This window comes from Bacillus norwichensis (genome assembly GCF_014836955.1).
Classification (GTDB): Bacteria; Bacillota; Bacilli; order Bacillales; family Bacillaceae_C; genus Siminovitchia; species Siminovitchia norwichensis.
On the sequence record NZ_JACSPV010000003.1, the window covers coordinates 43,982 to 67,434 of the forward strand.

The following is a 23,453-nucleotide window of genomic DNA, read 5'->3' on the forward strand; positions in this document are numbered from 1 at the left end:
CTTAAAATAATAGTACGCTATTTGTAAGCTGTGAACTTCTTCCTCATGATCAACAAGGATTCATCTAGTCCATAATTCGCTAATTAAGCGCCTTGAGCTTTTCTTTTAAAAATTATATCATGAATGTTCTTCATCCTGAATAAGCTTGCAATGATAAGGACAACTATTGTTTGTTTTTAGAGGGAAGGCGGGTGTGCAATGATATACCATCAAATGGATGAAAATGATGCGGCAGAATCGCTCCAAACAAATATAAAGACAGGTTTGTCAACTAAACTGGCTGATGAGAGAAGAAAAAAGGTAGGCCGGAATGAACTGTCAGAAGGGGAAAAACAATCTGCCATCCTTCTTTTCTTCAGCCAATTCAAGGACTTTATGGTACTTGTGTTATTGGCGGCTACATTAATATCCGGACTTCTAGGAGAATATATCGATGCAGTCGCCATCATGGTGATTGTTTTAATTAATGGATTGCTAGGTTTTATTCAGGAAAGAAAAGCGGAAAAATCTTTACAGGCATTAAAGGATTTGTCAGCACCAAAGGTCAACGTTCTCAGGGATGGGCGCTGGATAAAAATGGATTCAAAGGATGTGGTACCGGGTGATATTCTTAAGCTTTCAAGTGGTGACCGTGTCGGTGCCGATATGCGGATTGTTGTGTCTAACGACCTGGAAATAGAAGAGTCGGCTCTGACAGGTGAGTCGATACCTTCACAAAAACATTCAAATCCTATTTTAGATGAAAATCCATCTCTTGGAGATTTAAATAATATGGCATTCATGGGGACCCTGGTCACCCGCGGAAACGGGCTGGGCGTCGTAACCACAACTGGAATGAAAACAGCTATGGGGAAAATTGCCGGAATGATCCAAACCGCCGAAACGCTTATGACTCCGCTGCAAAGAAGGCTTGATCAGCTTGGAAAAGTTCTTATCACGGTTGCGCTGCTCCTAACAGTGGCAGTCGTATTGGCAGGAATTTTTCATGGTCATGACGTTTATACAATGTTTTTGGCGGGGGTATCTCTGGCAGTTGCGGCTATTCCGGAAGGTTTACCAGCGATTGTTACAGTTGCTTTATCTCTTGGCGTCCAGAGGATGATCCGTAAAAATGCCATCGTCCGAAAGCTTCCGGCTGTTGAAACACTTGGCTGTGCTTCTGTCATTTGTTCGGACAAGACAGGAACGATGACACAAAATAAAATGACCGTCACCCATTTATGGGGAGGAGGTCAAACTTGGAACGTGACTGATACAGGGGAATTCTCTACTGAGGGAAAGAACATTGAGGTTGATAGGGAGAAAACACTTTACCAGCTTCTCACTTTCGGAACCCTTTGCAATAATGCTGAAATTAAAATGACGGGTCAAGAAATGGTTGTAGATGGAGATCCAACGGAAGGAGCCTTATTACTCGCAGGGATAAAGGCCGGAATTGATAAAAAAGCCCTGTTGGAGGAACAGTTTTCCGTTGAGAAAGAATATCCTTTTGATTCTGCCCGAAAAATGATGAGTGTTATAGTGAAAGGACCTTCAGGAGAACGGTTTGTCATCACTAAAGGAGCACCAGATGTGCTGTCGCTCAAAAGTGATTCCATTTTATGGGAAGGGAAACAAAAAGCTTTAAGCAACCATCTTCTAAACGAAGTTAATGGAGCTGTGAAGCAATTAGCCTCTATGGCACTTAGAACCATTGCTATCGCTTATAAGCCTTTGAAAGGCGCGATTCCTGAAAGGTCCGAAGACATTGAGCAAAATTTAACATTGATCGGTCTGCAGGGGATGATCGATCCTCCTCGTCCGGAAGTGAAATCCGCTGTCGCCGAATGTAAACAAGCAGGTATCAAGACGGTGATGATTACTGGTGATCATGTGGACACCGCATGTGCCATTGCTAAACAACTGGGCATTCTGGCAGAAAAAGATGGAGATTTGGCAGTCATGGATGGGCGCAGGCTAAACGAACTTTCTGCTAAAGAGCTTGAAGCTGTAGTGGATAATATACGCGTTTTCGCAAGAGTGTCTCCAGAGCATAAATTAAAAATAGTCAATGCCTTACAAAACAAAGGACATATTGTTGCGATGACAGGGGATGGGGTCAACGATGCGCCTGCCATCAAAACGGCGGATATTGGAATTGCGATGGGGATTACTGGAACGGACGTGGCAAAGGAAGCATCTTCCCTTATACTGTTGGACGATAATTTTGCTACGATTAAAGCTGCCATCAAAGAGGGAAGAAATATTTACGAAAATATCCGGAAGTTTATCCGGTACTTGCTGGCATCGAATGTGGGAGAAATACTTGTCATGCTGTTTGCCATGTTAATGTCAATGCCTTTACCGCTCGTACCGATTCAAATTCTATGGGTCAATCTAGTCACTGATGGATTGCCAGCCATGGCTTTGGGATTGGATCAGCCTGAGGAAAATGTTATGCAAAGGAATCCGCGGCATCCAAAAGAAGGCGTTTTTGCCCGCAGACTTGGTTGGAAAATTCTTTCGCGTGGATTTTTGATCGGAGTTGTTACTTTGGCTGCTTTTGTCATTGTGTATCATCGCAATCCAAGTGATTTGCCATATGCACAGACAATCGCATTTGCCACACTTGTCATGGCACAACTCATACATGTATTTGACTGCCGAAGTGAAATATCGATTTTGTCCCGGAATCCCTTTGGAAACAAATATCTAGTGTGGGCGGTCGTTTCTTCTGCATTATTGATGCTTGTGGTGATTTATGTTCCAACGTTTCAACCGATATTCCATACAGTAGCAATTGAGCTGAGAGACTGGCTGTTGATCCTTGGATTGAGCGCAGTTCCTACATTTTTGCTGGCTGGAACTTTTTTTTCAAGAAAAAGAAGATAGTGTATGTTATAATCAACAAGGTGATAGAGGAATCTATTGCCTTTTTCTTCATTCAATAGTGATGTAAACGGGGTGACTCATATGGTAATGAGCATGACCGGTTTTGGACGGTGCGTTAAACAGACAGAAAAATGTATGGTTCAGGTTGAAATCAAAACTGTTAACCATCGCTTCCGCGAATTCCACATAAAAATGCCTCCACAGCTTTCCCAAGCTGAAATCCCGCTTCGGAACCGGCTCAGCAAGCAGTTTAACAGAGGGCGGGTTGAAGTGAGTGTCAAATTGTCAGGCCACATCTCACCAAGCAAAGAATTGTATATTGACTGGGATTTGATAGACAGTTATTATCATTTTATAAAGGAAGCAAAGAAGAGATATCAATTAGCCGGAGAAGCAGTGTTGTCAGACTTGCTACGGTTGGAAGAAGCTATCGTGGTTAGTGAAGCAGGCGATATTGACGATGATGTTTTTTCTTTATTGTTGAGTGCTGCTGATGGTGCAGCCTGTCAAGTATCGAAAATGCGGGAAACAGAAGGCGACTCTTTATCTATTGAACTGGATACATACATAAACTCCTTGGAAGAACTTGTTCAGAGGACAAAGGAACTCTCCCCATTGATTCAAACAACATATACTGAAAAACTTCGAACCAAATTATCTGAAATGATAAGGGGCAAGATAGATGAAACAAGGATTGTTTCCGAAGCTGCGATCTTTGCTGAAAAAGCCGATATAAGTGAAGAGATGGCAAGGCTTATAAGCCATATATCTCAATTCAGGGAAGCGCTTCTAACGAGTGAACCGATTGGAAGAAAACTGGATTTCATTATACAAGAAATGAATCGGGAAGCGAATACGATTGGCTCTAAAGCGAGTGATTCAAATATTGCTATCATGTCAGTGGAAATGAAAGTATTGATTGAAAAATTGCGTGAACAGGTACAGAATATTGAGTGAATGAATAAGGCTTAGCAGCCTAAGTTGACTGGAGGAGCAGCATGTCGATACAGCTCTTAAATATAGGATTTGGAAATATTGTTTCTGCAAACCGTATTATATCCATTGTGAGCCCTGAGTCAGCCCCAATCAAAAGGATGATTCAGGATGCCAGAGAGCGTGCAGTGTTGATAGACGCTACTTATGGAAGAAGGACGCGTGCAGTTATTATCATGGACAGTGAACACGTCATTCTTTCAGCGGTGCAGCCTGAAACGGTTGCTCAACGTTTAATATCGAATGGCCAGGAAGAAGGGTAGGATTTTTAGATGAGTGATAAAGGGATATTGATAGTCCTGTCCGGACCATCAGGAGTTGGGAAAGGCACTGTCAGAAAGGCGGTCTTCTCTCGGCCGGATGCTAAATTTGAATATTCTATTTCCATGACGACGAGAAAGCCTCGTGAAGGAGAAATAGACGGAGTCGACTATTTTTTTCAGTCAAAAGAAAAGTTTGAACAGTTGATTGAAGAAGGAAAGCTCCTTGAATATGCTGAATACGTAGGGAATTATTACGGAACTCCTGTTGATTATGTAAAGGAAACATTGGAAGCAGGGAAGGATGTTTTCCTGGAGATTGAGGTTCAAGGTGCCAAACAGGTTCGGGAAAAGTTCCCTGATGGTCTCTTCATTTTTCTGATGCCTCCAAGCCTTGCTGAACTGAAAAACAGAATTGTCGGCAGGGGAACCGAGTCAGAGGAATTGATTAATAATCGTATGGAAGCTGCAAGGAAAGAAATTGAATTGACAAGTATGTATGATTATATTGTTGTAAATGATGATGTTGAGCGTGCAGTTGACAAAATCAATGCGATCGTTCAAGCTGAGCATTGCCGCACTGAACGTGTCATAGATAAATATATCAGGATCCAGAGGTGAAATAGAATGTTATACCCTTCTATTGATAAATTAATGAATGTTATTGATTCAAAATACTCACTTGTGACAGTTGCTGCTAAAAGGGCGCGCAAGTTGCAGGAAGAGAACAACCCACAGCTTGAAAAGTACAAATCACATAAGTTTGTCGGAAAATCGCTTGAGGAGATCCATAGTGGTGTCTTAGTAATGAAAGCATTGGGAAGCGATGATCCTGAAGATGAAATCAAAGAAGATTTGACATAATCATTCAACAAATTCAACCTGTCGACAAGATAGGTTGTTTTTTCTTTTATAAAGAACGGAAATCATTCATAATAGAAATTAAAAGAGTTGAACGAACTAGTATGAAAAAGGGGATTTTAACTGTGGCGAAAAAAAATATTTTATTATGTATCACAGGAGGCATCGCAGTCTATAAAGCAGCTGATTTAACAAGTAAGCTTGTACAATCTGGTTTTGATGTGAAAGTGATGATGAGTGATTCTGCAAGAAAGTTTGTCACTCCTCTGACATTTCAAGCCTTATCAAGAAATGAAGTTTACATAGATACTTTTATCGAAAATAATCCTGAGGTGATTGCCCATATAGATCTTGCTGATTGGGCTGATCTGATTTTGGTGGCACCAGCAACAGCTAATACCATTGGCAAACTGGCAAATGGGATAGCTAATGACATGATCACTACAACATTGCTGGCATCGACTGCACCCGTTTGGATTGCTCCCGCCATGAATGTCCATATGTATAGCCATCCGGCTGTCAAAAGGAATATTGACATGCTGTTGCAAATGGGTTGTAACTTTATTGAGCCAGGAGAAGGGTATTTAGCGTGCGGTTATGTCGGAAAAGGAAGACTGGAAGAGCCGGAAAAGATATTGGAAAAAGTAAAAGGTCATTTTGAAACGGAATTGTTATTTAAAGGCAAGACGTTTTTAATTACAGCAGGACCGACAAAAGAGAAAATCGATCCTGTTCGATACTTTACGAATAGATCCAGCGGCAAAATGGGGTATGCTCTGGCTGAACAGACTGCTTTGTTAGGGGCAAATGTTTTATTGATTTCAGGGACAAATGCACTACCTGACCCTAAGGGAGTCAAAGTGATTCACATTGAAAGTGCAGCGGAAATGTATGATGAAGTAATGGCTAACTTGGATCAATCTGATGTTGTTATCAAGAGTGCCGCAGTTGCAGATTACAGACCCAAGCAAGTATTTGATTCAAAGATGAAAAAGCAGCCGGGGAATGTAGCCATTGAAATGGAAAGGACCAAGGACATTTTATTAGAGCTTGGAAAAAAGAAAAAGCATCAATTTCTTGTTGGGTTTGCAGCGGAAACTGACAATATGGAAGAGTATGCCAAGGACAAGCTGATCAGAAAAAATGCGGATATGATCGTAGCAAACAATGTAACAACGGCAGGAGCAGGGTTTGCAGGGGACACGAATATCGTCACGATTTTTCATAAGGATCTTTCGAGCATTCCACTTCCGTTATTAAGTAAGCAGGAAACAGCGAAAAGGATTCTTTTGGAGATTTCGGAAAAAATGGGGGATGATCACCGTTTATGACAATCGCACAAGTCATTGTTGATGTTCCTTCTCTGGGAACTGACAGAGTGTTTGATTACAGTATTCCGAAAAAGTGGGAAGGCATGATCCAACCGGGAATGCGCGTTGCTGTTCCGTTCGGTCCGAGGTCCATACAGGGCTTTGTCGTTCGGTTGAATGAGCATACGGATGTAGAAAAAATAAAGAACATTATCCAGCCGCTGGATCTGGCTCCTGTTTTGAATGAAGAACTGCTTCAACTGGGGAACTGGATGACTAGGGAAACAATATCTTACAAAGTGTCTGTCTTTCACGCAATGCTCCCTGTTGCTATGAAAGCCAAATATGAAAAAATCATCAGGAAAAAAGACGACGCATCCCTGTTTCTTGATGAATTACTTGAGGGAAAGCAGGAAATTTCATGGAAGGAAGCTGAAAAACGCAACCTTCTGCCAGCGCTGTATAAAGAAATTCAAAGTGGCAATGCTGAAGTGATTTATTTTGTGAAAAACAGGGCAAGGAAAAAGTTGAAAAGGGTCGTTGAGCTAACAGTTGAAAAAGATAAACTGGAGGAGCTGCTTCATGCTCTTCCATCTAATGCAGTCAATCAAAAAAAACTTGTATTTCACTTGCTGCAATCCAATAACGGTATGAGTGAAGCGGCCGATTTAGCTAAGAAAGCTGAGGTACCGGCATCTGCCATAAAGGCTTTGGTCAAAAAGGGTATTCTTTCGGAGCATATGGTGGAGGAATATCGCGATCCCTACGAGCATAAGGACTTTAAAAAGACGAGCCCTCTTCCCCTCACAAATGAACAGCAAACAGCGATGAAGCCAATTTTGCAATCTATTGAGCAGCAGTCTCATGAGACTTTTCTTTTATATGGTGTAACGGGAAGCGGGAAAACAGAAGTTTATCTCCAAGCGATCCAAGAAGTGATTAAACAGGGAAAAGAAGCGATTGTCCTTGTTCCTGAAATCGCATTGACTCCCCAGATGGTTGAACGGTTTAAGGGAAGGTTTGGAAGCGATGTTGCTGTCCTACACAGCAGACTTTCAATAGGAGAACAATATGATGAATGGAGAAAGATTCAAAAGAAGGAAGTAAAAGTGGTTGTCGGTGCAAGGTCTGCGATATTTGCGCCTTTTGAACACTTGGGAATTATCATCATTGATGAAGAACATGAATCCAGCTATAAGCAGGAAGAGATTCCAAGATATCATGCACGGGACGTTGCCATCAAAAGAGGAGAATATCATCAGTGTCCAGTCATTCTAGGCAGCGCTACACCTTCGCTGGAGTCATTTGCCAGAGCTCAAAAAGGAGTCTATCATCTGCTCACTCTTTCAAAAAGGATGAACGACAGGGCTATGCCGCCTGTATCAGTTGTAGATATGAGAGAAGAACTACGTAGCGGGAATCGGTCAATGTTCTCAACAGAGCTGTTTGAAAGGATTAAAGACCGCCTTCAGAAAAAGGAGCAGACCGTCCTTTTCTTGAATCGGCGGGGTCACTCCACTTTCATCATGTGCAGAGATTGCGGGTATGTCATGCAATGTCCTCATTGTGATATTTCCATGACCTATCACCGTTCATCAAATGAAATGAAGTGTCACTATTGCGGTTTCCAGACAGGCGTTCCAACAGAATGCCCCGAGTGCAGCAGCAATCATATCCGATATTTCGGAATGGGTACGCAAAAGGTCGAAGAAGAACTTGTGAAGCTGCTGCCTGAAGCTAGAATCGTCAGGATGGACGTGGATACAACAACTAGAAAAGGGGCGCATGAGCGGATTCTCGAACACTTTCAATCTGGTAAAGCTGACATATTACTAGGTACCCAAATGATCGCCAAAGGCTTGGACTTTCCCAATATCACTCTTGTAGGAGTGCTCAGTGCAGATACAACGCTCCATTTGCCGGATTTCCGAGCGGCAGAGAAAACCTTTCAACTTCTAACCCAGGTTAGCGGAAGGGCGGGAAGACATGAGCTGCTGGGAGAAGTAGTCGTTCAAACGTATACTCCCGAGCATTACAGTATCCAATTGGCGGCCATGCAGGATTATCAGCGTTTTTACAACGAAGAGATGTCAATGAGAAAGATCGGTTCTTATCCTCCTTTTTATTACTTGGCGCTCGTCACCGTCATACATGAGGATTTGCTGCAGGTGGTGACCGTCACCGAGAAAATTTCGAGCTTCCTGAAATCGAATATATCCAAAGAAGCGATTCTGTTGGGACCTGTTGCGTCACCGATACCAAAGATCAATAATAGATATCGATATCAATGTCTGATAAAATACAAGCGTGAACCAAACCTTTTTTCAGCATTGAGAAAAATATTAGAGCATTATAATCCGCAGACTTCTCGAGACGGATTATCTATCACGATAGATATAAATCCATACAACATGATGTAACGAATAGAAAGAAGGGACAACTTTGCCTATACTTCCCATTGTTCATCACCCAAATGAAATTCTTGAAACGATCTGTGAACGGGTGAATAATTTTGATAAGGATCTTCATTGTCTGTTAGACAATATGTATGACACGATGATTGCTGAAGATGGTGTCGGCCTTGCAGCCCCACAAGTGGGTGTTCCCCGCCAAATTGCCATAGTGGATATTGGTGAAGGAGAAGAATCAGAGCTAATCGAATTAATCAACCCAGTAATTATCAATGAAACAGGCACTGAAATTGACATTGAAGGATGCTTGAGCTTTCCAGGGATTTACGGTAAAGTTCCTCGGGCACAAATGGTTAAAGTCAAAGCATTTGATCGACACGGAAAGGAATATAATCTGGAGGCGGAAGGCTATTTAGCGCGAGCCATCCAGCATGAGGTCGACCATTTACATGGGGTTCTTTTTACATCGAAAGTGGTTGAATATGTTGAGGAATCGGAATTGACGGATTGGAGTGAGGAACAATTACAAAGGTAATATTTATGGGCACGCCTGATTTTTCCGTGCCGATTTTGAAGAGACTTGTTGATGATGGATATGATGTTAGGGCAGTTGTCACACAGCCAGACCGCCCTGTTGGAAGAAAAAAAGTACTGACTCCCCCACCTGTAAAGATAGAAGCGGTCAATCTTGGTATACCTGTTTTTCAGCCGGAAAAAATACGTGCTGCTGAAGAACTTGAAAAAATATTGGCGATTGAGCCCGATCTGATTATTACGGCAGCCTATGGACAAATCTTGCCAAGTGAAATTTTGGAATATCCACAGCTTGGCTGCATCAATGTGCATGCCTCTCTCCTTCCTGAACTTAGGGGAGGAGCGCCTATTCATTATGCGATTTTACAAGGGAAAAATAAAACTGGCGTCACCATCATGCATATGGTTGAGAAACTAGATGCGGGGGATATGATCAGCCAGGTGGAAGTTGCGATTGAAGATTCGGATGATGTCGGTTCTCTTCATGATAAATTGAGTGCAGCAGGAGCAAAGCTTCTTTCTGAAACAGTACCAAAGCTAATCGCGGGTGAAGCGGAAAGAACTCCACAAAATGATGAACTCGCCACCTTTGCGTCCAACATTACACGCGTACAAGAGAAAATCGACTGGACTAAGACAGGTCAGGAAATCTATGACCAAATTCGCGGTTTGCGTCCTTGGCCAGTAGCCTATACAAAACTTAATAACGATGTGTTAAAAATTTGGGGAGCGCAAAAGCAGGCCGGACAAACTGGGGAAGCGGGAACGATTGTACGAGTTGAAAAAGACGGATTTTTTGTAGCTACAGGGGACAATACAGCTATAAAGATTACTGAACTTCAGCCTGCCGGTAAGAAAAGAATGACCGCGTCCCAGTTTTTAACGGGAGCTGGTTCGTTCATCGAACCAGGGCTGAAATTGGGCGGTTATGATGAGTAAACATAAAAAAAATGTGAGAGAAGCAGCGCTGGATATCATTGAAGCAGTCGAAAAGAACCAATCATACAGCAACTTGCTTCTTAATGAAACAATAAAAAAGCATCAGTTCTCAGGCCCGGATGCAGCTCTGTTAACTGAAATCAGCTATGGTACAATTCAAAGAAAAATGACCCTTGATTATTATTTGGCTCCCTTCTTGAAAAAGAAAGTGGAGCATTGGGTCCGTCTTTTATTAAGGATATCCATTTATCAGATGGTGTTTCTCGACAGAATACCTGACCGGGCAGTCATCCATGAATCGGTTGAAATTGCCAAAAAACGGGGACATAAAGGGATAGCAGGACTGGTAAATGGAGTATTGAGATCTATTCAAAGAGAGGGGGTCCCCTCTCTTGAAGAAATAAAAGATCCAGCAGCTCGCCTTTCCATCGAAACAAGTCATCCGGAATGGTTGATCAAACGCTGGATCAGCCAGTATGGTTTTGAGCAGACCAAAAAAATGTGTGAAGAAAATCTTTTAGCCCCTGTACAGACAGCTAGAGTGAATGTGACTCTCGCAAACCGAGACAAGGTCATTAAACGATTAGAGGCCGAAGGAATTAAAGCAATCCCGAGTCCATTTCTACCAACTGCAATCCGGGCAGTGGAAGGAAACCTTGCTCGTTCAAAAGCGTATAGAGAAGGGCTTTTTACGATCCAGGATGAAAGCTCCATGCTGGTTGCTTATGCTTTGGAGCTTGAAACTGATCTGAAAGTACTGGATGCATGCGCAGCTCCAGGAGGGAAGACAACTCACATCGCAGAAATACTTGATAACACAGGACAAGTGACAGCCTTGGACCTCCATCCCCATAAACTGAAGCTGATAATGGATCAGGTCGACAGGCTCCATTTGAGAAATGTGGATGCCAAGAGCATGGACAGTCGTAGGGTGGGAGAAGTCTTTAAAGCTCAGTCATTTGATCGAGTCCTTGTAGATGCTCCATGTTCCGGGCTAGGTGTATTGAGAAGGAAACCAGACATCAAATACTCAAAGACCGAAGAAGATATTTATGCACTAAAAAGTGTACAGATGGATATTCTGCATGAAACGTCCAAACTGGTAAAAAAAGGTGGATTGCTTGTCTTCAGTACATGTACTGTTGATAAAGAGGAGAATGTAGAAACAGCCGCCAGTTTTCTGGAACAACACCCTGAATTCGAACCGAATGTTCTCCACATGCCGGAAGCACTCACTCTGAAGGATAATCAATTTTCATTGCAAATTTTCCCGCAGGATTTCGGCGGAGACGGGTTTTTTATAGCCTCTTTCAGAAAAAAAGAGTCATAGGATGGAAATAATGACAGTACCAGACTACTGTAATGAAGGGTGAGGTGATTGGAAATGCTGGCGATTTTTAAAACAGACAAGGGAAAGGTCCGGACGCACAATGAAGATGATGGTGGGATCTTCATCAGTGGGCAGGGAGAAATGCTAGCGATTGTGGCTGACGGAATGGGTGGCCACAAAGCTGGTGAAGTGGCGAGCGGAATTGCAGTGACTGAATTAAAGGGGCATTGGCAAGAAGTTGACACTTCGCTTACTCCCACGGAAGCAGAACAGTGGCTTCAGGATCACCTGACTAATGTCAATAAAAAAATCTTTGATCATGCGAAAGAAAATCTGCAGTGTGAAGGTATGGGGACAACGATTGTAGCTGCAATCTGTACTGAGAGGTTTGCCACTGTGGCGAATGTGGGAGACAGCCGTTGTTACGTCATGAATGATCTGGGTTACGAACAATTGACGGAAGACCATTCATTTGTAAACGAGCTCGTCAAGACTGGTCAAATATCCCCAGAGGATGCTGTGCATCATCCCAGAAAAAATATCGTCTTAAAAGCAGCCGGGACACAAGAGGAAGTAGAAATAGATATCAAAACTATCACTTTTGAAGAAGGGGACAAAATAATGCTCTGTTCGGACGGCTTGTCCGATAAAGTGAGCAAAGCTGAAATGGAAGAATTATTAAAAGCATCTTTGACCAAAGAAGAGAAAGCGGACCGCTTAATTGAATTAGCCAATCAATACGGTGGAGAAGATAATATATCACTGGCCATTATAGAATATGGAACCTGCGATGAAAGCAGGTGCAACGAATGTTAAGCGGTAAAAGGATCAGCGGGCGCTATAAAATCCTCAAAATGGTCGGCGGCGGCGGAATGGCCAACGTCTATCTTGCCCGTGATATGATATTGGACCGCGATGTTGCGGTGAAAATATTAAGGCTCGATTTTGCGGACGAAGAAGAATTCATTCGCCGTTTTCAGAGAGAGGCACAGTCAGCGACAAGTCTCAATCACCCGAATATCGTGAACGTTTTCGATGTTGGAGAAGAAGATAATATTTACTACATCGTTATGGAATATGTTGATGGAATGACCTTAAAGCAATACATACAAAACTATTATCCGATCTCGATTGAAAAAGTGATTGATATTGTTAAGCAGTTGACTTCTGCTCTTGAACACGCCCATTATAACCATATCATCCATCGTGACATCAAACCTCAAAACATTTTAATAGACCACGACGGAAATGTGAAAATAACGGATTTTGGTATTGCTATGGCTTTGAGTGCCACGTCTATCACTCATACAAATGCAGTGCTAGGTTCTGTTCATTATTTATCTCCTGAACAGGCACGGGGTGGAATGGCGACCAAAAAATCGGATATATATTCACTGGGAATCGTTATGTTTGAACTGTTGACAGGGAGGCTTCCTTTTTCGGGTGAGTCTGCTGTCTCTATAGCTCTAAAGCATTTGCAATCAGAAACTCCTCCGCCGACGAGATGGAATCCCGATATTCCGCAAAGTGTGGAAAATATTGTGCTGAAGGCAACAGCGAAAGATCCATTTCTCCGTTATAACAGTATTGAAGAAATGGAAAAAGATTTGGAAACAGCTCTTGATCCTGAGCGTCTGCAGGAGCCTAAATTCGTCATTCCTGTCGACGATGAAGCAACAAAGGCTATTCCAGTGATAACGGATGAGCATGTTGAATCACTAGACGATGACACGATGATCCATCAAATAGAAAACAAGGACATAGCGAAACCAGACAAGGAAGGCAATGATGAACTTAAAAAGAAGAGAAAAAAATGGCCTTGGATTGTCGGGATCGTAGCTATACTGGCGATAGCTGCTACATTACTTATAGTGCTCATGCCTTCACTGATGAGTGCCAAAGTGGTAAAGGTACCTGACGTGAGTGGGGAAATGTATGAAGACGCTGTTTTAAGCTTAGTGCAAGAAGGATTTGTAATTGGTGACACCATTGAAATTTCAGATGAAAATGTGGCAGAGGGCGAAGTGATTAAGACGAGCCCGAAAGCCGGCCGGGAAGTGAAAAAAGGCAGCTTGATCAATATTTATTTAAGTACTGGCAAGGAAACGTTTGAACTTTCTGACTATGTAGGTCGTGACTATAAGGAAACGGTTGAACAACTTGAAAAAGAAGACTTCGACCATATTGATAAAGAAGAAGAATATGATTCTGCTGCTCCCGGTACAATTATCGGGCAAGATCCTGCTCCAGGCACTAAAGTGGTTCCATCTGAAACCACGATCATTTTTAAAGTGAGCCTCGGTGAAGAATTGGTTACAGTGAAAGACTTATCAGGCAACAATCAAAAGGGGCTCGAGAATTATGAGGAGTCATCGGGGTTGAAGATTGATTTTTCCGATGAGGAGTACTCAGATGATGTACCAGAGGGGCTTGTCATAAGACAGGATCCCGCTCCCGGTACTGAGGTGATGAAAGGCTCTACCGTTAAAGTGACCATGTCAAAAGGGCAGGAAGAAATCCCGCCTGGGAAAGTGAACAAAGAGGTAACCATACCGTATGAACCAGAGGAAGAAGGGAAGCCTCAGGAGGTCCGGATCTTCATTGAAGACATGAATCACAGTATGACGGTACCGGCGGAAACATTCACAATTCATTCAACTGTGAAAAAACAACTGGAATTTACAATTGAAAAGGGCAAGAAAGCCGGTTATAAAGTTGTGAGGGATAATACGGTTATATTAGATGAAGAAGTTCCATATTCGGATGACTGATCATGAGAAAGGAAGGATGCCATGTCAGAAGGAAAGATCATTAAAGCATTGAGCGGATTTTACTATGTTCTTGATGGTGAGAGCATTATTCAATGTCGTGGAAGAGGGGTTTTTCGAAAAAAAAATGTGACCCCTCTTGTCGGGGATTATGTCGTTTTTAAATCTGAAAACGAAACGGATGGCTACATCATGGAAATTAAGCCGAGAAAAAATGAACTCATCCGTCCCCCGATTGCTAACATCGATCAGGCGATATTGGTTTTTTCAGCAGCTCGGCCGGACTTTAGTTCGCTGCTTCTGGACCGTTTTTTAGCAGTCATTGAAGCGAATGACATTACTCCTGTCATTTGCATAACTAAAATGGATTTACTATCTGAGGAGGAGAAGGATAAGATCGACTGGTACATTGATGGGTACCGGTCGATTGATTATGAGGTTTTTCAGTTGTCGGCAGTGACCGGAGATGGGCTGAAACAGTTAGACCCATTAATTAATGGGAAAATCAGCGTGTTGGCTGGACAATCAGGTGTCGGAAAATCTTCTCTACTCAACTCGCTGCATCCTTCATTGGAAATAAAGACAGCGGACATTTCTGATCACCTTGGGCGAGGAAAGCATACGACACGCCACGTTGAGCTCCTTCAAATAGGGGGCGGCCTCGTTGCTGATACCCCGGGATTCAGTTCATTGGAGTTCCCGGAAATGGAGATCGCTGATTTGCCGTTTACATTTCCGGAAATACAGGAATATGGGGAAAACTGTAAATTTCGGGGGTGTCTGCATATAAATGAACCGGGTTGTAAGGTGAAGCTGGCAGTCGAATCAGGAGAAATTCGCCAATATCGCTATGATCATTATCAAGATTTTTATCAAGAAATAAAGAATAGAAAGCCGAGGTATTAACGATGAAGATAGCACCATCGATTCTTGCAGCAGATTTTTTGAAGCTTGGGGAAGACATAAAGGAAGTAGAAGCAGCGGGAGCGGATTATATTCATATTGATGTCATGGATGGACATTTTGTTCCAAACATCACAATGGGTCCTGGTACTGTAGCGGCTATTAAATCGGTGACAGATCTTCCGCTTGATGTCCATTTGATGATTGATAATCCACATCTGTATGTGGAAGACTTCGCCAAGGCAGGAGCGGATTATTTAACAATCCATGTTGAAGCCGATCCACATCTTCATCGCACGCTTCAAGAGATAAAAAAACACGGTGTCAAGCCGGGGGTTGTATTGAATCCAGCCACACCGGCCGAATCTATCAAATATGTTTTGGAGGACATCAACATGGTTTTATTAATGACGGTCAATCCGGGTTTTGGCGGACAGTCATTTATTGAATCAGTTCTTCCAAAAATAACAGAAATTAAAGAGATGGCGGATGAAAAAGGGCTGGATTTGGAAATCGAAGTGGATGGAGGAATTAATTCTGAAACGGCACGTTTGTGTCAGGAAGCAGGAGCAAATGTATTTGTCGCTGGTTCTTTCATCTTTAATCAGACTGATCGGAAAAAAGCGATAGAAGACATTCGAAAGCAACTGGAACAATGATGACAGGTAGTGCAGGTCCATTTAAAAAAACAATTCATATTGTTGCCGGAGGACCGGAATCATTAATTCCGGATTTATCGGAAAACGAAAATGAAAACATCGTATGGATTGGCGTTGATAAGGGAGTCCATACGATTATGCACGCAGGTATCTATCCAGATCTGGCTGTTGGCGACTTTGATTCAATTAGTCAAGAAGAATGGGAAAAGATTGAGCGTGAAGTAGCCTCACTTAGGAGGTTTAAACAAGAAAAAGATGAAACGGATATGGAATTAGCCATTCTGTGGGCATTGGAAATGAACGCATCCACTGTAAAAGTTTTCGGGGGAACGGGAGGCCGGCTTGATCATTTCATGGCTAATGCGTTGATGTTAGCCACATTTAAGCAGGCTCACCCTGATATCCACTTTGAAATGATTGATGTTCAAAACAATCTATCTATATATTTGCCGGGCAGATATGAAATAAAACGAAATAAAAAGAAGTTTGTCTCTTTCATACCGGTTTTTTCAGACGTATCTGGAGTTACATTGGAAGGATTCAAATATCCCCTCAATCAACATAATGTTCCAGTCGGTTCCTCGTTATGCATCAGCAATGAACTTATTCAGGAAACTGGTCATTTTTCATTCGAAAAAGGCATACTTATGATGATAAGAAGTAAGGATTAATATTGGCTTGAATGAATCGGGCATGTGTACTTATGTATAGATCATGAATATGATATGAGTGAGAAAATGTCAGTTTCTTGATAGTTATGAGGAGGGAACCTGTATGAAGTTCTATACAATCAAGCTTCCGAGGTTTTTAGGGGGAATTGTGAGGGCGATGCTGGGAACGTTTAAGAAAGATTAATTTAAAAGCGTAAACCTCATCGACGTACGGACTAAGCTGAAATGTGGAAGAGTTTAGGGGTGACAAGCGCTGGCCGCATAATGTCGGCGCGTTCTTTGGCGTCGGCAGGCTCAGAACGCGGCGCAAGTCAGGCTGAATGCTATATTTTTTCTTGCAAAAAAGAGGCACCCTCTGAAGGTGCCTCTTTTGTGTTTCAAACTTAGGTTTCTTTTTTTTCAGCGTCAGGTGCTTGTCACCCAGACTAAACGGCTTTCGCTTTTGTATTATACTCTTTCGACTTTACCTGATTTAAGAGCGCGAGCTGAAACCCATACACGCTTTGGCTTTCCATCGACCAAAATGCGAACTTTTTGAAGGTTTGCACCCCAAGTGCGTCTATTGGCGTTCATTGCGTGTGAACGTTTGTTGCCTGTGGCTGTTTTACGTCCTGTAATCACACATTTTTTAGACATTGATGATTCCCCTCCTGTCACTGGCATTACCATAAATAATCGAATGATTATTTCATCCTTTTTTATGAAAAGATACTTTAATAATTTATCATAGAAAGGTTCGCAATGCAACAAATCATTCAACCCTGTCATGTCTCTTTCCTTGACAGCCGCTATTGGCTTGAAAATTGCCTTTATGTTTCCGCTTTTAAAATGGAACCCGTTATAGTAATATAATCATAGCTCTAGCATAAAAAGTGGATATTCTAAAGTCACCAAATGATAAACAGCCATCTTTTTGTTGGCTTATTTCTGTGTTATTCATGCAGCTATAGGGAGGAGCTTCCCTTAAAACGCCCACTTTCAGTGGAGCAACTTGATGTCAATATAACCGCTGAAAGTCAGTTGCTTGAAGCTTTGCTCGTTGAACACGTACTAAAAGGAACAAAAAAAGTACGTGGATCATTAAAATAGGGGGGATATTTTGTGTCCATTGAAATGAAAACAAAATTTGGCCAAATTGATATTTCCAATGAAGTGATTGCTACGATTGCCGGCGGAGCTGCCATCGATTGTTACGGAATTGTCGGGATGGCTTCTAAGAACCAGATTCGTGACGGCTTGACCGAAATTCTTAGAAAAGAAAACTTCTCCAGAGGAGTTGTTATTCGTCAGGAAGAAGACGAACTGCATATTGATATGTACATTATTGTGAGCTACGGAACGAAAATTTCTGAAGTCGCCTTCAATGTACAATCAAAAGTCAAATATACTTTGCAAAAAACAATCGGAATGTCTGCCGATACAGTCAATATTTATGTTCAGGGGGTTCGTGTGACGAATCCGTAATGAGGAGGAAAAGTTTGTGTCGATAACATCTTTGGATGGGAACCGCTTTGCCGAAATGATTTTAAGCGGGGCGAATCATTTGTCAGCAAATGCTGAAATCGTTGATGCTCTAAATGTTTTTCCCGTACCGGACGGTGATACGGGTACAAATATGAAGCTATCCATCACTTCTGGTTCAAAAGAGGCCCAGGCGAATAAGCAGGACCATATCGGAAAGGTTGGTGCAGCCTTTGCCAAAGGTTTGCTGATGGGTGCCCGAGGGAATTCGGGTGTCATTCTATCCCAGCTTTTCAGGGGATTTTCTAAAGATATAGAGCATAAGTCAACTATTACAGGGGTGGAATTTGCCCATGCATTGAAAGCTGGCATGGAAACAGCTTACAAAGCGGTCATGAAACCTGTCGAAGGTACCATATTAACAGTGGCTAAGGATGCTGCGAATGCAGCCGTTCATGCGGCCGGAAAAACGGATGATCTTATAGAAATCATGGAAAGAACATTAGAAGAGGCAAAAAAGTCACTTGAACGAACGCAGGATCTTCTGCCAGTGCTGAAAGAAGTTGGAGTCGTAGACAGCGGCGGTCAAGGACTTGTATTCGTTTATGAAGGCTTTTTATCATCTCTTACTGGGAAGGAGCTTCCTGGACTAGGGCTGGCCGTCCCATCAATGGATGAGCTAGTCAGTGCACAACATCATCAAAATGTCCATGGGTTTATGAATACAGAAGATATTGAGTTCGGATATTGCACCGAGTTCATGGTGCGGTTAGAAGCCGGCAAACGTTCTTATGACGAAGATGAATTCCGCTCGGATCTAAGCCAGTTCGGTGATTCGCTTCTTGTGATTTCAGATGATGATGTGGCGAAAGTCCATATTCATTCGGAACGTCCTGGCGAGGTGTTATCGTACGGACAGCAATACGGCCCTTTGATCCATATGAAAATTGAAAACATGAGGGAGCAACATAGCGCTCTCACGAATGAAAATCCGGTGGGACAAGCTCCCGCAAAGGAAAAACAAGAGTATGCCATTATTACTGTTTCAATGGGAGAAGGCATCAAAAAACTGCTTAAAAGCATCGGGGCTTCTGCTGTTATTGAAGGTGGTCAAACGATGAATCCAAGCACTGAAGATATCGTAGAAGCTATAAAAACAGTAAATGCAAAAAATGTTTTGATCCTGCCGAATAATAAAAATATCATTATGGCTGCCGAACAGGCTGCGGAAATTGCGGAAGAAAATGTCGTCGTTGTTCCATCAAAGACACTGCCTCAGGGAATGGCAGCGATTCTTGCCTTTAATCCGACCGCTTCATTAGAAAATAACCAACACGGTATGACAGAAGCGATGGAGTATGTAAAAACGGGGCAGGTTACCTATGCTGTGAGAGATACCGCTATTGATGGGGTGAAAATCACTAAAGACGATTATATGGGAATAGCAGATGGCAAAATCGTAACGTCTGGACCTCAGTTATTGAACACCGCTAAAAATCTGCTGAACGAAATGATTGATGAAGACTCGGAAATTTTGTCGATTCTTTACGGCAAAGATGCGGACAAGTCTGAATTGGATCAGCTTGTCGAGTTTGTCCATCAAAATTTTCAAGATGTTGAAGTAGAGGTTCATGATGGGGGACAGCCGGTATACACCTACATTTTTTCTGTTGAATAAATTACTGAGTAAGGAGGACAGTTTTGCAGATCATGAATAATCCATTGGATCAAGATGTGACAGTTTTAAAGGGAATAGGCGATGAGACCTCCGCTCAACTGGCAGACCTGGGTATTCATACAATCCGCGATTTACTGTACTATCTTCCTTATCGATATGATGACATGAGGCTGCGTGATCTGTCCGAGGTAGAACATGATGAGCGCATTACGATTGAAGGGAAGGTTCATAGTGAACCTTCCCTTGTCTATTATGGAAGGAAACGTAATCGGCTGACTGTACGTCTGCTTGTTGGAAGATATTTAGTGAAAGCCGTCATGTTTAATCGCGGTTACTTGAAAGGAAAGCTGCAACTGCAAAGCACGATCACTGTTACCGGAAAGTGGGATAAACATCGGCAAACGATCACTTGTAATGAGGTTGTACTCGGGCCACATGAAGGAGTTCAGGATTTTCAGCCGGTATATGCTGTTAAAGGCCAATTAACGGTGAAGTCATTGCGCCGCTTTATTAAAGAGGGATTTGAAGCTTTCGACGGGTATATTGAAGAGTCCCTTCCTACATCTTTTTTGGAAAAATACAAGCTTGCTGGGATTGCTGATGCATTGAAGTTTATGCATTTCCCGGAATCGGGAACTGAAATGAAACAGGGGCGCAGACGCTTTGTATACGAAGAATTTCTTTTATTTCAACTTAAAATGCAAGCTCTTCGCAGGAAGAGGAGGGAAGGTACTCGGGGTGTCGGTCAAAACTACGACCTTCACAAACTAAAAGCCTTCCTGTCTTCCCTTCCTTTCTCCCTTACGAATGCTCAGAAAAAAGCAGTGAATGAGATTTGTTTTGATCTGAAATCCCCTTATAAAATGAACCGGCTACTCCAGGGAGATGTCGGTTCAGGAAAAACAGTTGTTGCCGCTGTGGCGCTGTTTGCGAGTGTAACTGCTGGTTATCAAGGGGCTCTCATGGTGCCGACTGAGATACTGGCAGAACAGCATGTTGAATCGCTTCAAAATATTTTTTCCCATACAGATTTATCGATCGAACTTTTGACTAGCTCTGTAAAGGGAAAAAAGAGAGAAGACATATTAAATCGTCTTCGTGACGGTGAAATAGATATCATGATCGGTACCCATTCCCTGATCCAGGAGGATGTAGATTTCCATCATCTTGGCCTTGTTATTACGGATGAGCAGCACCGCTTTGGTGTGGAACAGCGCAGAGTCTTCAAGGAGAAGGGTGAAAGCCCGGATGTCTTGTTCATGACAGCCACACCTATCCCTCGGACATTAGCCATTACAGTGTTCGGGGAAATGGATGTTTCGATCATTGACGAGCTTCCAAAAGGAAGAAAGCCGATTGAAACATATTGGGCTAAGCATGATATGCTGGACAGGGTATTAGATTTCATGGAGAAAGAACTTCGCGAAGGCAGGCAGGCCTATGTCATCTGTCCTTTAATTGAAGAGAGCGACAAGCTAGATGTCCAAAATGCGATCGATGTATATGATATGCTATCCAACCATTTCAAAGGCCGTTTTAAGACAGGCCTGATGCATGGTCGTCTGCCAACAGCCGAAAAAGATGATGTCATGAAAGCATTCAGCAAAAATGAGATTCAACTGTTGGTATCTACAACTGTGGTGGAAGTTGGAGTGAATGTGCCAAACGCGACGTTTATGATGATTTATGATGCGGAAAGATTTGGATTGGCTCAGCTTCATCAATTGCGTGGCCGGGTTGGAAGGGGTAGCAGCCAATCTTATTGTATTTTGCTTGCGGACCCCAAAACGGAAATTGGGAAAGAAAGAATGCAAATCATGACCGAAACAAATGATGGGTTTGTGTTAAGTGAGCGTGATCTAGAATTGAGGGGACCGGGTGATTTTTTCGGAAAAAAACAAAGCGGTCTTCCAGAATTTAAAGTAGCTGATATGGTTCATGATTACCGAGTTTTAGAAATCGCAAGAAATGATGCGATGGAGCTAATCAAATCCGAGTCTTTTTGGAAGGAAGAGCAATTTTCTTCGTTAAGAAATCATTTGGAAGAGTCTGGAGTTCTGTCTGAAGAAAAACTTGATTAAGTTAGTATAGCTGTCGATTAATAGTTGCAAGCTGGCAGTGCATTTTATATACTACTATTAGTACCAAGTCTTAATATCGGGAAATGATGTGAATCAAATGAAGCCTTCAAAAAAGGAAAGACAGAGATTGCTCATAGAGACGATAGAGGCCAACCCTTTTGTAACGGATGAAGAGCTCGCTGAAAAATTTGGAGTAAGCGTGCAGACAATCAGGCTGGATCGTATGGAGTTGGCAATACCCGAATTGAGGGAAAGAATAAAAACTGTGGCAGAAAAACATGTGGAGAATGAGGTGAAATCACTTCCGATGAGCGAAGTGATCGGAGAAGTAATAGACCTCAACCTGGATCAAAATGCGATTTCCATATTTGACGTCCGGGAGGAACATGTTTTTACCCGCAATTCCATTGCTCGTGGCCATCATTTATTCGCCCAAGCTAACTCACTTGCAGTCGCGGTGATTAATGATGAGCTTGCTTTAACCGTTAGAGCAAAAATCCATTTCAACCGATCCGTAAAAGTGGGGGAAAGGGTAGTAGCGAAAGCCAAGGTCGGCCCTTTTAAAAAAAACGATAAACGTACAATCGTGGATGTTGAGAGCTTTGTAGGCGGGGAACTGGTATTCAGGGGCGAATTTGAAATGTATCGTTCTAGTGAATAAGAACGGCCCAGCATCTTGTAATAAAAAAATAATCTCTGCCTTAGTTTTGAGAAAAAGGGAGATAGTGATGAAAATAGCAATTGATGCCATGGGCGGCGATCACGCGCCAAAAGAGATTATTCTCGGCGTTAACAAGGCAGTCCAGGAATTTTCTAATATTGAATTTATCTTATATGGTGATGAGGAACAAATAAAGCAACATCTTCAGTCAAATGACAAGGTAACGATTGTCCATACGACTGAAGTAATAAGCGCGACGGATGAGCCGGTCAGAGCTGTGCGCCGGAAAAAGGAAGCGTCTATGGTGAAAATGGCTCAGGCTGTAGCTGACGGTGAAGCTGATGCTTGCATATCTGCAGGAAACACAGGTGCTCTGATGACCGCGGGTTTATTTATTGTTGGCAGAATTAAAGGAATCGAACGGCCTGCATTGGCTCCTACTCTTCCAACTCTTGATGGAAAAGGATTTTTGATGCTTGATTTAGGAGCAAATGCGGATGCGAAGCCTGAGCATCTGCTTCAATATGCTTTCATGGGGCAGATATATGCTGAAAAGGTGAGGAATATTGAAAAACCAAGGGTCGCATTGTTAAATATCGGATCTGAGGCAAATAAAGGTAATGAATTAACAAAAAAAGCATTTGAACTTCTAGAGGGTTCTGAAGTTAATTTTGTGGGGAACATTGAGGCGCGGGAATTGCTTGAAGGACACGCAGATGTTGTTGTTACAGACGGCTTTACCGGAAATGTTGTCCTTAAAGCTATCGAAGGGACCGCTGCTTCCCTCTTTTCAATGTTAAAATCAACATTTATGAGCGGTCTTAAAAACAAGCTTGCTGCCGGATTGATTAAATCTGATTTGCTTGAGCTGAAAAATAAAATGGATTATTCGGAGTATGGAGGGGCTGCACTGTTCGGACTGAAGGCTCCAGTTGTTAAAGCTCATGGATCCTCCAATGCAAACGCGGTTTATCATGCCATTCGCCAAACGAGGGAAATCGTGGTGAATGATGTGGCTGGCACAATAAAAACCGCAGTTGCCAAACAAAAGGAATAAAGGGG

22 protein-coding genes are annotated in these 23,453 nt (G+C 42.5%); 21 read left to right on the top strand and 1 reads right to left on the bottom strand.

Features of this window, described 5'->3' with window-relative positions; genetic code table 11:
- Positions 1-198: 198 nt before the first annotated feature.
- The 16 genes from H9631_RS02640 to spoVM all read left to right on the top strand — a co-directional run bounded on the left by H9631_RS02640 (position 199) and on the right by spoVM (position 16,694).
- Positions 199-2,871, top strand: coding sequence for a calcium-translocating P-type ATPase, SERCA-type (locus tag H9631_RS02640; RefSeq protein ID WP_191809699.1), 2,673 nt, complete (start codon positions 199-201; stop codon positions 2,869-2,871).
- A gap of 36 nt (positions 2,872-2,907) precedes the next feature.
- A complete protein-coding gene (locus H9631_RS02645; protein ID WP_191809700.1) occupies positions 2,908-3,828 on the top strand; it encodes a YicC/YloC family endoribonuclease in 921 nt (306 codons plus the stop codon).
- Positions 3,829-3,869: 41 nt separating this feature from the next.
- Positions 3,870-4,127 carry an extracellular matrix/biofilm regulator RemA gene (remA, locus tag H9631_RS02650; RefSeq protein WP_120115216.1) on the top strand — a complete coding sequence of 86 codons (258 nt, stop codon included), beginning with the start codon at positions 3,870-3,872 and terminating at the stop codon, positions 4,125-4,127.
- 9 nt (positions 4,128-4,136) lie between these two features.
- Entirely contained in the window at positions 4,137-4,745 is a 609-nt protein-coding gene (gmk, locus tag H9631_RS02655; protein WP_191809701.1) for a guanylate kinase, read from the top strand.
- A 6-nt stretch (positions 4,746-4,751) separates the two neighbouring features.
- On the top strand, positions 4,752-4,988 hold the full coding sequence (gene rpoZ / locus H9631_RS02660) for a DNA-directed RNA polymerase subunit omega (protein ID WP_191809702.1): 237 nt from the start codon (positions 4,752-4,754) through the stop codon (positions 4,986-4,988).
- 122 nt (positions 4,989-5,110) lie between these two features.
- Entirely contained in the window at positions 5,111-6,316 is a 1,206-nt protein-coding gene (gene coaBC, locus H9631_RS02665) for a bifunctional phosphopantothenoylcysteine decarboxylase/phosphopantothenate--cysteine ligase CoaBC (RefSeq protein ID WP_404801706.1), read from the top strand.
- Entirely contained in the window at positions 6,313-8,715 is a 2,403-nt protein-coding gene (gene priA, locus H9631_RS02670; RefSeq protein ID WP_191809704.1) for a primosomal protein N', read from the top strand. The genes coaBC and priA overlap by 4 nt, the downstream gene beginning before the upstream one ends.
- Before the next feature lie 22 nt (positions 8,716-8,737).
- Positions 8,738-9,241 (top strand): peptide deformylase, encoded by a 504-nt coding sequence (gene def / locus H9631_RS02675; RefSeq protein WP_191809705.1) that lies wholly within the window; start codon positions 8,738-8,740, stop codon positions 9,239-9,241.
- The gene (gene fmt / locus H9631_RS02680) at positions 9,229-10,179 is read left to right on the top strand and encodes a methionyl-tRNA formyltransferase (protein ID WP_191809901.1); all 951 of its coding nucleotides are present in this window, start codon (positions 9,229-9,231) and stop codon (positions 10,177-10,179) included. The genes def and fmt overlap by 13 nt, the downstream gene beginning before the upstream one ends.
- Positions 10,172-11,509: a 16S rRNA (cytosine(967)-C(5))-methyltransferase RsmB gene (rsmB, locus tag H9631_RS02685; protein ID WP_191809706.1), complete on the top strand. Its 1,338-nt coding sequence runs from the start codon at positions 10,172-10,174 to the stop codon at positions 11,507-11,509. The genes fmt and rsmB overlap by 8 nt, the downstream gene beginning before the upstream one ends.
- 54 nt (positions 11,510-11,563) lie before the next feature.
- Positions 11,564-12,325 (top strand): Stp1/IreP family PP2C-type Ser/Thr phosphatase, encoded by a 762-nt coding sequence (locus tag H9631_RS02690; RefSeq protein WP_160705265.1) that lies wholly within the window; start codon positions 11,564-11,566, stop codon positions 12,323-12,325.
- Positions 12,319-14,280: a Stk1 family PASTA domain-containing Ser/Thr kinase gene (pknB, locus tag H9631_RS02695; RefSeq protein ID WP_191809707.1), complete on the top strand. Its 1,962-nt coding sequence runs from the start codon at positions 12,319-12,321 to the stop codon at positions 14,278-14,280. The genes H9631_RS02690 and pknB overlap by 7 nt, the downstream gene beginning before the upstream one ends.
- A 21-nt stretch (positions 14,281-14,301) precedes the next feature.
- Entirely contained in the window at positions 14,302-15,183 is an 882-nt protein-coding gene (gene rsgA / locus H9631_RS02700) for a ribosome small subunit-dependent GTPase A (RefSeq protein ID WP_191809708.1), read from the top strand.
- Between the two features lie 2 nt (positions 15,184-15,185).
- The gene (gene rpe / locus H9631_RS02705; RefSeq protein ID WP_191809709.1) at positions 15,186-15,839 is read left to right on the top strand and encodes a ribulose-phosphate 3-epimerase; all 654 of its coding nucleotides are present in this window, start codon (positions 15,186-15,188) and stop codon (positions 15,837-15,839) included.
- Entirely contained in the window at positions 15,836-16,510 is a 675-nt protein-coding gene (locus H9631_RS02710) for a thiamine diphosphokinase (RefSeq protein ID WP_225220816.1), read from the top strand. The genes rpe and H9631_RS02710 overlap by 4 nt, the downstream gene beginning before the upstream one ends.
- A gap of 103 nt (positions 16,511-16,613) precedes the next feature.
- Positions 16,614-16,694: a stage V sporulation protein SpoVM gene (gene spoVM, locus H9631_RS02715; RefSeq protein WP_018705181.1), complete on the top strand. Its 81-nt coding sequence runs from the start codon at positions 16,614-16,616 to the stop codon at positions 16,692-16,694.
- A 263-nt stretch (positions 16,695-16,957) separates the two neighbouring features.
- Here spoVM and rpmB read toward each other — a convergent pair whose 3' ends face one another.
- Complete coding sequence (gene rpmB, locus H9631_RS02720; protein WP_191809904.1) at positions 16,958-17,146, bottom strand: 50S ribosomal protein L28; 189 nt, start codon at positions 17,144-17,146, stop codon at positions 16,958-16,960.
- 465 nt (positions 17,147-17,611) lie between these two features.
- On the opposite strand from rpmB, the gene H9631_RS02725 reads away from it, so the two are divergent.
- The 5 genes from H9631_RS02725 to plsX all read left to right on the top strand — a co-directional run bounded on the left by H9631_RS02725 (position 17,612) and on the right by plsX (position 23,448).
- Positions 17,612-17,974, top strand: a complete 363-nt coding sequence (locus tag H9631_RS02725; protein ID WP_191809710.1) for an Asp23/Gls24 family envelope stress response protein — start codon at positions 17,612-17,614, stop codon at positions 17,972-17,974.
- A gap of 16 nt (positions 17,975-17,990) precedes the next feature.
- The gene (locus H9631_RS02730) at positions 17,991-19,649 is read left to right on the top strand and encodes a DAK2 domain-containing protein (protein ID WP_191809712.1); all 1,659 of its coding nucleotides are present in this window, start codon (positions 17,991-17,993) and stop codon (positions 19,647-19,649) included.
- A 32-nt stretch (positions 19,650-19,681) separates the two neighbouring features.
- Positions 19,682-21,730 (top strand): ATP-dependent DNA helicase RecG, encoded by a 2,049-nt coding sequence (gene recG, locus H9631_RS02735; protein ID WP_191809906.1) that lies wholly within the window; start codon positions 19,682-19,684, stop codon positions 21,728-21,730.
- A 97-nt stretch (positions 21,731-21,827) separates the two neighbouring features.
- Positions 21,828-22,391, top strand: coding sequence for a transcription factor FapR (fapR, locus tag H9631_RS02740; RefSeq protein ID WP_191809714.1), 564 nt, complete (start codon positions 21,828-21,830; stop codon positions 22,389-22,391).
- A 67-nt stretch (positions 22,392-22,458) separates the two neighbouring features.
- Complete coding sequence (plsX, locus tag H9631_RS02745; RefSeq protein WP_191809715.1) at positions 22,459-23,448, top strand: phosphate acyltransferase PlsX; 990 nt, start codon at positions 22,459-22,461, stop codon at positions 23,446-23,448.
- The last annotated feature ends 5 nt before the right edge of the window (positions 23,449-23,453 follow it).

Bases quoted from the DNA above. Each gene is read 5' to 3' on its own strand.
- H9631_RS02640 (WP_191809699.1), top strand. From the start codon at position 199: ATGATATACCATCAAATGGATGAAAATGATGCGGCAGAATCGCTCCAA.
- remA (WP_120115216.1), top strand. From the start codon at position 3,870: ATGTCGATACAGCTCTTAAATATAGGATTTGGAAATATTGTTTCTGCA.
- gmk (WP_191809701.1), top strand. From the start codon at position 4,137: ATGAGTGATAAAGGGATATTGATAGTCCTGTCCGGACCATCAGGAGTT.
- rpoZ (WP_191809702.1), top strand. From the start codon at position 4,752: ATGTTATACCCTTCTATTGATAAATTAATGAATGTTATTGATTCAAAA.
- priA (WP_191809704.1), top strand. From the start codon at position 6,313: ATGACAATCGCACAAGTCATTGTTGATGTTCCTTCTCTGGGAACTGAC.
- rsmB (WP_191809706.1), top strand. From the start codon at position 10,172: ATGAGTAAACATAAAAAAAATGTGAGAGAAGCAGCGCTGGATATCATT.
- H9631_RS02690 (WP_160705265.1), top strand. From the start codon at position 11,564: ATGCTGGCGATTTTTAAAACAGACAAGGGAAAGGTCCGGACGCACAAT.
- pknB (WP_191809707.1), top strand. From the start codon at position 12,319: ATGTTAAGCGGTAAAAGGATCAGCGGGCGCTATAAAATCCTCAAAATG.
- rsgA (WP_191809708.1), top strand. From the start codon at position 14,302: ATGTCAGAAGGAAAGATCATTAAAGCATTGAGCGGATTTTACTATGTT.
- rpe (WP_191809709.1), top strand. From the start codon at position 15,186: ATGAAGATAGCACCATCGATTCTTGCAGCAGATTTTTTGAAGCTTGGG.
- H9631_RS02710 (WP_225220816.1), top strand. From the start codon at position 15,836: ATGATGACAGGTAGTGCAGGTCCATTTAAAAAAACAATTCATATTGTT.
- spoVM (WP_018705181.1), top strand. From the start codon at position 16,614: ATGAAGTTCTATACAATCAAGCTTCCGAGGTTTTTAGGGGGAATTGTG.
- rpmB (WP_191809904.1), bottom strand. From the start codon at position 17,146: ATGTCTAAAAAATGTGTGATTACAGGACGTAAAACAGCCACAGGCAAC.
- recG (WP_191809906.1), top strand. From the start codon at position 19,682: ATGAATAATCCATTGGATCAAGATGTGACAGTTTTAAAGGGAATAGGC.
- fapR (WP_191809714.1), top strand. From the start codon at position 21,828: ATGAAGCCTTCAAAAAAGGAAAGACAGAGATTGCTCATAGAGACGATA.
- plsX (WP_191809715.1), top strand. From the start codon at position 22,459: ATGAAAATAGCAATTGATGCCATGGGCGGCGATCACGCGCCAAAAGAG.